Origin of the sequence: Rathayibacter sp. AY1D5 (genome assembly GCF_002932515.1) — a bacterium.
Classification (GTDB): domain Bacteria; phylum Actinomycetota; class Actinomycetes; order Actinomycetales; family Microbacteriaceae; genus Rathayibacter.
Window position 1 is genome coordinate 47,863 of record NZ_PSVU01000011.1, and the last position, 12,852, is coordinate 60,714.

Genomic DNA, 12,852 nt, shown 5'->3' on the forward strand with positions numbered 1-12,852 from the left:
CCATGGCACTCCGGGATGAACTCGGCCCCTACTTCGGCGAGTTCGGCGGACGCTACGTCCCCGAGTCCCTCGTCGAGGCCCTCGACGAGCTGAGCGCCGAGTACGAGCGCACGAAGGTCGATCCCGCGTTCGCGGCCGAGCTGATGGAGCTGCACCGCAGCTACACCGGCCGTCCGTCGATCATCACCGAGGTGCCGCGGTTCGCCGAGCACGCCGGCGGAGCGCGGATCATCCTCAAGCGCGAGGACCTCAACCACACCGGCTCGCACAAGATCAACAACGTGCTGGGCCAGGCGCTGCTCACCAAGCGGATCGGCAAGACCCGCGTCATCGCCGAGACGGGAGCGGGCCAGCACGGCGTCGCGACCGCCACGGCCGCCGCCCTGTTCGGCCTCGACTGCGTGGTCTACATGGGCGAGGTCGACACCGAGCGCCAGGCTCTCAACGTCGCCCGCATGCGCCTGCTCGGCGCCGAGGTGATCCCCGTGACGACCGGCTCGCGCACCCTCAAGGACGCGATCAACGACGCGATGCGCGACTGGGTGACGAACGTCGGCACCACGAACTACATCTTCGGCACCGTCGCGGGCCCGCACCCGTTCCCGGCCCTCGTCCGCGACTTCCAGAAGATCATCGGCGAGGAGGCGCGCGAGCAGGTCCTCGAGCTGACCGGCTCGCTGCCCACCGCGGTCACCGCCTGCGTCGGCGGCGGCTCCAACGCGATGGGGATCTTCCACGCCTTCCTCGACGACCCCGAGGTCCGCCTCGTCGGCTTCGAGGCCGGCGGCGACGGGATCGAGACCCCCCGCCACGCGGCGACCATCAGCAAGGGCCGCCCCGGCGTCCTGCACGGCGCCCGCAGCTTCCTCCTCCAGGACGAGGACGGCCAGACCGTCGAGTCGCACTCGATCTCGGCCGGCCTCGACTACCCGGGCATCGGCCCGGAGCACGCGTGGCTCTCGAGCATCGGCCGCGCCGACTACCGCGCGGTCACCGACTCGGCCGCGATGGACGCGCTCATGCTGCTCAGCCGCACCGAGGGGATCATCCCGGCGATCGAGTCCGCGCACGCGCTGGCCGGCACGCTGGAGCTCGGGCGCGAGCTCGGCCCCGAGGCCACCATCCTGGTCAACCTCTCGGGCCGCGGCGACAAGGACATGACGACCGCTGCGCACTACTTCGGCCTCATGGACCAGGGCGCGGTGCAGTCGTGAGCGGCCGCGGACCGAGCGTCGCCGAGACCGTCCGGCGCCGGAACGAGGAGGCGGCGGGCGCCCTGATCGGCTACCTCCCCGTCGGCTTCCCCGACCTGCCGACCAGCATCGACGCCGCCGTGGCCATGGCCGAGAACGGCGTCGACGCGATCGAGCTCGGTCTGCCCTACTCCGATCCGGTGATGGACGGACCCGTCATCCAGGAGGCGACCCAGGCCGCCATCGCGGGCGGCTTCCGCCTCCGCCACGGCTTCGAGGCCGTCCGCGAGATCCGGGCGCGCGTCGACGTGCCGGTCCTGGTGATGACCTACTACAACCCCGTCCTGCAGTACGGGGTCGAGCGCTTCGCCACCGATCTGGCCGAGGCCGGCGGGTCCGGCCTCATCACGCCCGACCTGATCCCGGACGAGGGCGCCGAGTGGCTCGCCGTCTCCGAGCGGCTCGGACTCGACCGCGTGTTCCTCGCGGCACCGTCCTCGACGGACACGCGCCTGCGCCAGGCCGTCGACTCGAGCCGTGGATTCGTCTACGCGGTCTCGACGATGGGCATCACCGGCGCGCGCACCGATGTCGACTCCGCGGCCCGCACCCTGGTCGACCGCCTCCGCGCCGCCGGCTCCGAGAGCGCGTGCGTCGGCCTGGGCATCTCGACCGGCGAGCAGGTCGCCGAGATCCTCGCCTACGCGGACGGCGCCATCGTCGGATCCGCCCTGGTGCGGGCGCTGGCGTCCGGCGGGGTCGACGCGGTCGCCGAGACCTCCCGCGGCCTCGCCGAGGGCACCCGCCTGCGCTCCGCGCGCTGACACCCTCCCGCTACAATCGGGATGCCCACCGGGGCGCGGCCGAGCCGTGCCCGGGGGACCCCCTCCTTCGAAAGGTCGAGTACCGGTGTCCGTACCGCTGAGCATTCCGAGCCCCCCCGACGCGTGGAGTCAGTACGACCTCACGATCGGCACCTTCACGCTCGCGATCCACACCTATGCGCTCTGCATCCTCGCGGGGATCATCGTGGCGACGATCATGACGAACCAGCGCCTCAAGCGCCGCGGCGCGGAGCCATGGGTCGTGCTCGACATCATCATCTGGGCCGTGCCGCTCGGCATCGTCGGCGCCCGCGCCTACCACGTGCTCACCCACCCCGGCGACTACTTCTACGACGGCGCCGACCCGTGGGAGGTCGTCCGCATCTGGAACGGCGGCAACGCCATCTTCGGCGGGCTGATCGGAGGCGCGGTCGGCGCGTTCATCGGCTGCCGCTGGACAGGAGTGCGGTTCTGGACCTTCGCCGACGCCCTCGCCCCCGGCATGCTCGCCGCGCAGGCGCTCGGGCGTCTGGGCAACTGGTTCAACCACGAGCTCTTCGGCCTGCCCACGACCCTGCCCTGGGGCCTCGAGATCGAGACCACCAACCCGGCCTTCCCCGTCGGCCTCCCGGCGGGCACGCTCTTCCACCCGACCTTCCTCTACGAGATCCTCTGGAACGTCGTCGGCATCGCGGTCATCCTCCTGCTCGAGCGCCGTCTCAAGCTGCAGTGGGGCACCGTCTTCGCCGCCTACCTGATCTGGTACGGGATCGGCCGCGTCTGGTTCGAGTCCATCCGGATCGACCCGAGCGAGTTCTTCTGGGGCATCCGCACCAACGTCTGGGCCGCGCTCATCGCCGTGGTCATCGGCCTGGTCCTCGTGGTGATCCAGAAGCGCGAGCACCCGGGCGCCGAGCCCTCGGCCTACCGGCCGGGTCGCGAGTGGACGCCCGCTCCGGCTGCGGTAGAATTCGAGGACGTCGAGTCCGACTCCGACGACACCACCACCCCTGCTTCCGGCACCGACGCCGAGAAGCCGACGGTCTCCCGCACCTGACGGAGGTCGCGGAGCCTCCGCGACCGCCTCCTGGGTGCCCGACACCTCCACGACCGCCCCATCGCGGCGCAGCCACGAGCGCTGCCGCGGGCGGGTCGTCGTGCAGGCACCGCCGGCGGCGCGCGACGCTCGCGCCACGGCAGAACCCTGCGGCCCTCCCGATCGGGGAGCCGCTCCTCCTCCACCACCGCGGGCCAGTGACGTCCCGATCAGCCATCACCCCCGTGAGGACGGTTCCCATGGCCTCCGCCCAGCCCTCGACCCCGGCCCGCGCCGTGCCCTTCCTGGGCATGCCGCCGGCGCAGGGGATGTACGATCCGGCCGCCGAGAAGGACGCGTGCGGTCTCGCGATGGTCGCCACCATGCGCGGCACCGCCGGCCACGACATCATCGACGCCGCGCTGAACGCGCTGCGCAACCTCGAGCACCGCGGCGCCGTCGGCTCCGACGCGGGAACGGGCGACGGCGCGGGGATCATCACGCAGATCCCGGACGAGTTCCTCCGCGCGGTCGCTCCCTTCGAGCTCCCGCCGCTGGGCCAGTACGCGGTGGGCAACGCCTTCCTCCCGGTGGACGTGTTCGAGCGCGAGCGGGTCAAGTCGACGATCGCCGACATCGCCCGCGAGGAGAACCTCGCCGTGGTCGGCTGGCGCTCCGTGCCCGTGCAGCCCGACGAGATCGGCACGCTCGCCCGGGCCGCCATGCCGGCGATCGAGCAGCTGTTCATCCGGAGCGAGCTGACCGACGAGAGCGGCACGCCCCTCTCCTCCGTGCGCCTCGACCGTCTGACCTTCCGCCTGCGCAAGCGCGTCGAGCGCGAGCTCGAGGTCTACTTCATGTCGCTCTCGAGCCGCACGCTCGTCTACAAGGGCATGGTGACGACGCTCCAGCTGGAGCCGTTCTACCCGGACCTGTCCGACGAGCGCTTCGCGTCGAAGCTCGCGCTGGTGCACTCCCGGTACTCCACCAACACCTTCCCGTCGTGGCCGCTCGCTCAGCCGTTCCGGATGATCGCGCACAACGGCGAGATCAACACGGTGCAGGGCAACCGCAACTGGATGCGCGCGCGCCAGTCGCAGCTGAAGAGCCGCGAGCTGGGCGACCTGGCCCCGCTGTTCCCGATCGTCTCGCCCGGCCGCAGCGACTCCGCCTCGTTCGACGAGACCGTCGAGCTGCTCAACCTGGCCGGCCGGTCGCTCCCGCACGCGGTCATGATGATGGTGCCGGAGGCCTGGGAGAACCAGGACGGCGCGCTCGACCCGAAGCGCCGCGCGTTCTACGAGTACCACTCGATGCTCATGGAGCCGTGGGACGGCCCGGCCGCGATCGTCTTCACCGACGGCGAGCTCGTCGGCGCCACTCTCGACCGCAACGGGCTCCGCCCCGGCCGCTACGTCGTGACCGACGACGGGCTCGTGGTGCTCGCCAGCGAGATCGGCGTGCTCGACATCGACCCCGCGAAGGTGGTCCGCAAGGGACGCCTGCAGCCCGGCCGCATGTTCCTGGTCGACACCGAGCAGGGCCGCATCGTCGAGGACGAGGAGATCAAGGGGCAGCTCGCCGCCTCCGGTCCGTTCGAGGAGTGGCTCGAGAAGGGCCGCATCAACCTCAAGGACCTCCCCGAGCGCGAGCACATCGTGCACACGCCCGCCTCGGTCAACCGCCGCCAGCGCACCTTCGGCTACACCGAGGAGGAGGTCCGCCTCCTCCTGCTGCCGATGGCGCGCGCCGGTGCGGAGCCGCTCGGAGCGATGGGCTCGGACACCCCCGTGGCCGTCCTGTCCAAGCGCCCCCGCCTGCTCTTCGACTACTTCACGCAGGCCTTCGCGCAGGTGACGAACCCGCCGCTGGACTCGATCCGCGAGGAGGTCGTGACCTCGCTCCGCCTGGGCCTCGGCCCCGAGCGCAACCTGCTGACCGCCGGTGCCGAGCACGCGCGCCAGGTCGTCCTCGACTTCCCGGTCATCGACAACGACGAGCTCGCGAAGATCCAGCACATCGCGCCGCGCCCGCTGAGCCACATCACCACGACGATCCGCGGCCTGTACCGCGTCGACGCGGGACCCCGCGCGATGCAGGACCGCATCGACGAGATGTGCGACGAGGCCGACGAGGCCATCGCCGCGGGAGCGCAGTTCCTGGTGCTCTCGGACCGCGACTCCACCAAGGACCTCGCGCCGATCCCCTCGCTGCTGATGCTCGCCGCCGTGCACCACCACCTCATCCGCACCGAGAACCGGATGCGAGTGGGGCTCGTGGTCGAGGCGGGCGACGTCCGCGAGGTGCACCATGTGGCGACGCTCATCGGCTACGGCGCCTCCGCGGTCAACCCGTACCTGGCGATGGAGACCTGCGAGGACCTCGTCCGCAGCGGCATGCTGTCGGACGTCTCGCCGGAGAAGGCCGTGAAGAACGTGATCAAGGCGCTCGGCAAGGGCGTGCTGAAGATCATGTCCAAGATGGGCATCTCCACCGTGTCGAGCTACGCCGGGGCGCAGACCTTCGAGGCCGTCGGCCTCAGCCAGGCGTTCGTCGACCAGTACTTCACCGGCACCGTCTCGAAGCTCGGCGGCATCGGCATCGACGTCGTCGCCGAGGAGAACGCCGCGCGTCACCGCGCCGCGTACCCCGAGGACGGCGCGATCGTCGCGCATGAGCGCCTGGCGGTCGGCGGCGAGTACCAGTGGCGCCGCGACGGCGCCCCGCACCTGTTCAACCCGGACACGGTGTTCCGCCTGCAGCACTCGACGCGCAACCGCCGCTACGACGTCTTCCGCGAGTACACGAAGATGGTCGACGACCAGGCGAGCTCGCTGATGACCCTCCGCGGCATGTTCAAGCTCGACACCGCGGGGCGCACGCCGATCCCGATCGACGAGGTCGAGCCGGTCGAGGCGATCGTGAAGCGCTTCTCGACGGGCGCGATGAGCTACGGCTCCATCTCGCCGGAGGCGCACGAGACGCTCGCCATCGCGATGAACCGCCTCGGCGCCAAGTCGAACACGGGCGAGGGCGGCGAGGACACCGAGCGGCTGCTCGACCCGGAGCGCCGCTCCGCGATCAAGCAGGTCGCCTCGGGCCGCTTCGGCGTCACGAGCATGTACCTCACCCACGCCGACGACATCCAGATCAAGCTCGCCCAGGGCGCCAAGCCCGGCGAGGGCGGTCAGCTGCCGCCGACGAAGGTGTACCCGTGGATCGCGCGCACCCGGCACGCGACCGCCGGTGTCGGCCTGATCTCGCCGCCGCCGCACCACGACATCTACTCGATCGAGGACCTGAAGCAGCTGATCTTCGACCTCAAGCGGGCGAACCCGTCGGCGCGCATCCACGCGAAGCTGGTCAGCCAGTCGGGCATCGGAGCGGTCGCCGCCGGCACCGCGAAGGCCCTCGCCGACGTGATCCTCGTCTCGGGTCACGACGGCGGCACCGGCGCGAGCCCGGTGAACTCGCTCAAGCACGCGGGCACGCCCTGGGAGCTCGGCCTGGCCGAGACCCAGCAGACGCTGATGCTCAACGGCATGCGCGACCGCGTGGTCGTGCAGGTCGACGGCCAGATGAAGACCGGTCGCGACGTCGTCATCGGCGCGCTGCTCGGAGCCGAGGAGTTCGGCTTCGCGACGGCTCCGCTGATCGTCGAGGGCTGCATCATGATGCGCGTCTGCCACCTCGACACCTGCCCGGTGGGCGTCGCGACGCAGAACCCGGAGCTGCGACAGCGGTTCTCCGGCAAGCCCGAGTTCGTCGTCAACTTCTTCGAGTTCATCGCCCAGGAGGTGCGCGAGTACCTCGCGCAGCTCGGCTTCCGGAGCGTCGACGAGATCGTCGGCCACCGCGAGCTGCTCGACGTCGACCAGGCGATCGAGCACTGGAAGGCGAGCGGGCTCGACCTGACGCCGATCCTCGTCGGGCCGGTCTTCACGGCGGAGGAGCCGCGCCGCCACGGCCGCGCGCAGGAGCACGAGCTCGAGCACCACTTCGACAACGAGCTGATCCGCCTCGCGGCGAACGTGCTCGACCACCGCGGCACCGTGCGGATCGAGCGCGAGATCAAGAACACCGAGCGCGCCGTCGGCACCATGCTCGGCCACGAGGTCACCGTCCGCTTCGGCGAGAACGGCCTGCCTGCCGACTCCATCGTCGTGTCGCTCCGCGGCTCGGCCGGGCAGTCGCTCGGAGCGTTCCTCCCCGCCGGCATCACTCTTCGGCTCGAGGGCGACTCCAACGACTACGTCGGCAAGGGCCTCTCGGGCGGCCAGATCGTGGTGCGGCCGGACCGCCGCAGCACCTTCGACGCCTCGACGAACGTGATCGCGGGCAACGTGATCGGCTACGGGGCGACCCAGGGCACGATGTTCATCCGCGGGATGGTCGGCGAGCGCTTCCTGGTCCGCAACTCCGGCGCCACCGCGGTGGTCGAGGGAGTGGGCGACCACGCGCTCGAGTACATGACCGGCGGCCTGGCGGTGATCCTCGGCGAGACCGGGCGGAACCTCGGCGCCGGCATGTCGGGCGGCACGGCCTACATCCACGGCCTGCGCCGCGAGCTCGTGAACCGCGACGCGATCGCCTCCGGCGAGCTGACCCTCTCCGAGCTCGGCAGCGCCGACGTGGAGATCCTGCGCGACCTGCTCGAGCGGCACGTCGCGGAGACCGAGTCGACCCTGGCCCAGGGGATGCTCGACGATTTCGACGGAACGGTCTCGCGTTTCGTCAAGGTACTGCCCCGCGACTTCGCCGCGGTGCTCGCGACGCGCGCATCCGCTGTGGAGGAGGGGCTCGACCCCGACGGCGACGTCGTCTGGGGACGGATTCTGGAGGTGACCGGTGGCTGATCCCAAGGGGTTCCTGAAGGTGCAGGACCGGGAGCTGCCCAAGCGGCGTCCCGTGGCCGTCCGCCTGATGGACTGGAAAGAGGTCTACGAGCAGGGCGACTCCGCCGTGTTGCGCCGGCAGGCGGGCCGCTGCATGGACTGCGGCATCCCGTTCTGCCACAAGGGCTGCCCGCTGGGGAACCTGATCCCCGAGTGGAACGACCTGATGTGGCGCGGCGAGGGCCGCCAGGCGATCGAGCGCCTGCACGCGACGAACAACTTCCCGGAGTTCACGGGCCGGCTCTGCCCGGCGCCGTGCGAGTCGTCCTGCGTGCTCGGCATCAATCAGCCCGCCGTCACGATCAAGCAGATCGAGGTCTCGATCATCGATCAGGCCTTCGGCAACGACTGGGTGCAGCCGCACCCGCCGGAGCGCCTGACCGGCAAGACCGTTGCGGTCGTCGGCTCCGGCCCGGCGGGGCTCGCCGCTGCTCAGCAGCTCACCCGCGCCGGGCACACCGTCGCGGTCTACGAGCGCGACGACCGCATCGGCGGCCTCCTGCGCTACGGCATCCCGGACTTCAAGATGGAGAAGAAGCACCTCGAGCTCCGCCTGAACCAGATGAAGGCCGAGGGCACCCGGTTCCGCGCGGGCGTCGACATCGGCTCCGACATCACCTGGGACGACCTGCGGGCGCGCTACGACGCGGTCGTGGTCGCCACCGGCGCTCTCGTGCCGCGCGACCTGCCGATCCCGGGGCGCGACCTCGACGGCGTGCACTTCGCCATGGAGTACCTCGTGCAGTCGAACCGCGCGATCGCGGGCGACCGCGTCTTCGAGCAGATCTCGGCCGAGGGCAAGCACGTCGTCGTCCTGGGCGGAGGCGACACCGGAGCGGACTGCATCGGCACCGCCCACCGCCAGAAGGCCGCGTCGGTCACGAACCTGGCGATCGGGCAGCAGCCGCCGTCGCAGCGCCCGGACAGCCAGCCCTGGCCGATGGACCCGACCGTGTTCGAGGTCTCGAGCGCCCACGAGGAGGGCGGGGAGCGGATGTTCCTCGCGTCGACCGTGGAGTTCCTCGCGAACGAGGGCGGCGAGGTCCGCGCGGTGCGCGTGGCCGAGACCGAGTACCTCGACGGGCGCCGCGTCCCCAAGGCGGGCACCGAGCGCGAGATCCCGGCCGACCTGGTCCTGCTCGCCCTCGGCTTCACCGGCCCGGAGGCGGACCACCTCGGCCGCCAGCTCGACGTCCCCTTCACCGAGCGCGGCAACGTCGCGCGCGGCGACGCCTTCGAGACGACCGTCCCCGGCGTCTTCGTGGCCGGCGACGCCGGGCGCGGCCAGTCCCTGATCGTCTGGGCGATCGCCGAGGGCCGCTCCGTCGCGGCCGAGGTCGACCGCTACCTCGAGGGCACGACCCAGCTGCCGGCGCCGGTCGGCCCCAACGACCGGGGCTTCACGCTCTAGTCCCCGGGACGCGATAGTCTCGGCCCGCCAGCAATCAGCTCACCCTCCCCGCTAACGACGCGCCTCCGGGCGCAGAACAACGGAGCACCCCCTCAATGAGACGAGCGAAAATCGTCGCCACCCTCGGCCCGGCAACGTCGTCGTACGAGACCATTCGTGCGATCATCGACGCCGGCGTGGACGTGGCCCGCATGAACCTCAGTCACGGAAGCTACGACGTCCACGAAGGCATCTACCGCATCGTGCGGAAGGCCGCGGACGACGCCGGGCGCGCGGTCGCGATCCTCGTCGACCTGCAGGGTCCGAAGATCCGCCTCGGCAAGTTCGAGGGCGGCCCGTACGCCCTCGCCGAGGGCGACGTCTTCACCATCACCACCGAGGACGTCCTCGGCACGCGCGAGCTCTCGGGCACCACGTTCAAGGGCCTCCCGGACGACGTGAACCCGGGCGACATGCTCCTCATCGACGACGGCAAGGTCGCTGTCCGCGTCACCGCCGTCGAGGGCCCCCGGGTCGTCACCGAGGTCGTCGTCCCCGGCAACGTCTCGAACAACAAGGGCATCAACCTGCCCGGTGTCGCGGTCAACGTCCCCGCCCTCTCCCAGAAGGACGAGGACGACCTCCGCTGGGCGATCCGTCTCGGCGCCGACATCATCGCCCTCTCCTTCGTGCGCAACGCCAGCGACATCGAGCGCGTGCACGAGATCATGGCGGAGGAGGGCCGCAAGGCTCCCGTCATCGCCAAGATCGAGAAGCCGCAGGCGGTCGACAACCTGCAGGAGATCATCGACGTCTTCGACGGCATCATGGTCGCCCGCGGCGACCTCGGCGTCGAGCTGCCCCTCGAGGCGGTGCCGATCGTGCAGAAGCACGCCGTCGAGCTCGCCCGCCGCTGGGCGAAGCCGGTCATCGTCGCGACCCAGATGCTCGAGTCGATGATCGAGAGCCCCCGCCCCACGCGGGCCGAGGCCTCGGACGTCGCGAACGCCATCCTCGACGGCGCGGACGCGGTCATGCTCTCGGGCGAGACCAGCGTCGGAGCCTGGCCCGTGGTCACCGTGCAGACCATGGCCCGCATCGTCGAGTCCACCGAGGAGCACGGCCTGGAGCGCATCCCCCCGCTGGGCAGCAAGCCCCGCACCCAGGGCGGATCGGTCACGCTGGCCGCCGCCGAGGTCGCGGAGTTCGTCGAGGCGAAGTTCCTCTGCGTGTTCACGGAGTCGGGCGACTCGGTCCGCCGCATGACGCGCCTGCGCCACGGCATCCCGATCATCGGCTTCACCCCCGAGCCGGCCGTCCGCCGCCGCATGGCGCTGAACTGGGGCGTCCAGTCCTTCGTCACGCCGCGCGTCAACCACACCGACGCGATGTTCGCGCAGGTGGACGCGGTGCTGCTCCGCGAGGGCCTCGCCCAGGCGGGCGAGACCGTGGTCGTCGTCTCCGGATCGCCCCCCGGGCGCGCCGGCACGACGAACGACATGCGGGTGCACATCGTCGGCTCGTCCAGCTCGGCCGACAGGGCCGAGAACTGGGACCACTGAGTCCAGCACCCCCGGAGGGCCCGGTCGCGCGAGCGGCCGGGCCCTCCGGCGTTCCCCGGCGGTCCGCGTGGCGGGACGCGCCTCCGCGGGCGGATACCGTAGACCCATGCGACTCGGCGTGCTCGACATCGGCTCCAACACGGTCCACCTGCTCCTCGTCGACGCGCACCCCGGCGCCCGCCCGGTGCCCTACCGCTCGCACAAGCGGAGCCTCGCTCTCGTGGCGCACCTCGACGAGGCGGGGGAGATCACCGAGCGTGGCCAGCGCGAGCTGATCGCGTTCGTGACCGAGGCCGCCGAGGTCGCCCGCGAGCACCGCGCGGAGGACCTGCTGGCGTTCGCGACCTCGGCGATCCGCGAGGCCGGCAACGGCGCGGCGGTCCTCGACCGGGTCCGCGCCGAGACGGGCGTGCACCTCCAGGAGCTCGGCGGCGAGGCGGAGGCGTCGGCCACCTTCCTCGCCGTGCGCCGCTGGTTCGGCTGGGGCGCGGGCTCGATCCTGGACCTCGACATCGGCGGTGGCTCGTTCGAGCTCTCGATGGGCGTGGACGAGGTGCCCGAGCTCGCCGTGTCGGTCCCGCTCGGAGCGGGGCGGGTGACGCGGGACCTGCTGGTCGGCGATCCCGCCTCGGCCACGAGCGTGAAGGCCGCCCGGCGCCACGCCCGCGAGGTGCTCGCGGAGCCCGTCCGCGGCTTCCTCGCCCTGGGGCGCCCCGACCTGGTCGCAGGCACGTCGAAGACCTTCCGGTCTCTGGCGCGGATCACCGGCGCCGCTCCGAGCGCCGCCGGTCCGCTGGTGCGCCGCGAGCTGCACCTGGTCGACCTCCGGCTGTGGTCCGCCCGCCTCGCCGCGATCAGCGCGGCCGACCGCTCAGCGCTGCCCGGCGTCTCCGCTCTGCGGGCGCCGCAGCTGCTCGCGGGCGCTCTCGTCGCGGAGGCGGCCATGGACGCCCTCGGCATCGAGACGCTGGTGATCTGCCCCTGGGCCACCCGCGAGGGGCTGATCATCCGCCGCTTCGAGCTGCTCGACGCGCAGATCCAGCGCGACGTTCAGCTCAGCGCGATGCTGTAGGACAGCGACCGCCGGCCGCCCGGCTCGAGGACGATCTGGCGCGGCTTGTCGATGATGTCGCCGTCCCAGCCCTCGGGGGTCGGGACGCTCCGCCACGGCTCGAGGCAGACGAACGGGGCCCCGGCGGGCTTCCACACGCCGACCACGTCGAAGTCCCCGGTGTCGACGACGATCGCGCGGGCGGCACCGTCGGCCTCGAGCCGGAGGGTCCGCCGGCGCGGCTCGTCGAAGATCATCACGCCCTCCTCGAAGTGCGCGTCGTCCACTGTCAGGACCCCGTCCTCGAGCGGCGCCGGGTGGCGCGCCTCGAGCAGCAGGTTCTCCGGAGCGCGGCGGTACCCCTCCGGCTCGGGCTGCGCGAAGCGGATGCAGTGCTCGCCGCGGCCCTCGGGCAGCGGCAGCGCGAAGGCCGGGTGGTTCCCGAGCGAGAAGCCCAGCGGAGAGGGACCCCTGTTCTCGACGGTCTGGGTGATCCGGAGCGAGGCGCCGGTCACGGCGTAGGCGATGAGGAGCGTCCAGTCGAAGGGGAACACCGCGCGCGTGGCGTCGTCGCTCCGGAGCCGGAACACCGCCTCGTCCGCCGAGACGCCCGCGAGCTCGAAGACCCGGTCCCGCGCGAAGCCGTGCTGCCCCATCCGGTGGTCCGCGCCGTCGTGGTGCAGCGTGTCGCCGGGGAGGCGCCCGATGATCGGGAACAGGACGGGAGCGTGCCGGCGCCACTCCGGGCCGGCCTGCCACAGGTACTCGCGGCCCTCGTCGTCGCGGAGGGACGTCATCTCGGCCCCGGCGGTCGTCAGGGCGAGGCGCAGGCTCTCGCTGCCGAGGGTGAGGACGGTGGGCGCGGGGGAGTCGCTGCTGGTCATCCTCCGATTCTGCCCGT

Annotated in this window: 8 protein-coding genes; 7 read left to right on the forward strand and 1 reads right to left on the reverse strand. The window is 71.7% G+C overall.

What is annotated here, in order from left to right:
* The first annotated feature begins 2 nt into the window (after nt 1–2).
* The 7 genes from trpB to C5C82_RS05215 all read left to right on the forward strand — a co-directional run bounded on the left by trpB (nt 3) and on the right by C5C82_RS05215 (nt 11,972).
* Entirely contained in the window at nt 3–1,214 is a 1,212-nt protein-coding gene (gene trpB / locus C5C82_RS05185) for a tryptophan synthase subunit beta (protein ID WP_104225310.1), read from the forward strand.
* Nucleotides 1,211–2,017 (forward strand): tryptophan synthase subunit alpha, encoded by an 807-nt coding sequence (gene trpA / locus C5C82_RS05190; RefSeq protein WP_104232657.1) that lies wholly within the window; start codon nt 1,211–1,213, stop codon nt 2,015–2,017. Before trpB ends, trpA begins: the two co-directional genes overlap by 4 nt.
* An 85-nt stretch (nt 2,018–2,102) precedes the next feature.
* A complete protein-coding gene (lgt, locus tag C5C82_RS05195) occupies nt 2,103–3,074 on the forward strand; it encodes a prolipoprotein diacylglyceryl transferase (protein WP_258059820.1) in 972 nt (323 codons plus the stop codon).
* A 239-nt stretch (nt 3,075–3,313) separates the two neighbouring features.
* Entirely contained in the window at nt 3,314–7,909 is a 4,596-nt protein-coding gene (gene gltB / locus C5C82_RS05200) for a glutamate synthase large subunit (RefSeq protein WP_104232656.1), read from the forward strand.
* Nucleotides 7,902–9,359: a glutamate synthase subunit beta gene (locus C5C82_RS05205; RefSeq protein WP_104354714.1), complete on the forward strand. Its 1,458-nt coding sequence runs from the start codon at nt 7,902–7,904 to the stop codon at nt 9,357–9,359. The genes gltB and C5C82_RS05205 overlap by 8 nt, the downstream gene beginning before the upstream one ends.
* 95 nt (nt 9,360–9,454) lie before the next feature.
* Complete coding sequence (gene pyk, locus C5C82_RS05210) at nt 9,455–10,900, forward strand: pyruvate kinase (protein WP_104221869.1); 1,446 nt, start codon at nt 9,455–9,457, stop codon at nt 10,898–10,900.
* Between the two features lie 106 nt (nt 10,901–11,006).
* Entirely contained in the window at nt 11,007–11,972 is a 966-nt protein-coding gene (locus tag C5C82_RS05215; RefSeq protein WP_104267307.1) for an exopolyphosphatase, read from the forward strand.
* On the opposite strand, the gene C5C82_RS05220 is transcribed toward C5C82_RS05215, so the two are convergent.
* Nucleotides 11,951–12,835, reverse strand: a complete 885-nt coding sequence (locus tag C5C82_RS05220; RefSeq protein WP_104354715.1) for an aldose 1-epimerase family protein — start codon at nt 12,833–12,835, stop codon at nt 11,951–11,953. The genes C5C82_RS05215 and C5C82_RS05220 overlap by 22 nt on opposite strands.
* Between the last annotated feature and the right edge of the window lie 17 nt (nt 12,836–12,852).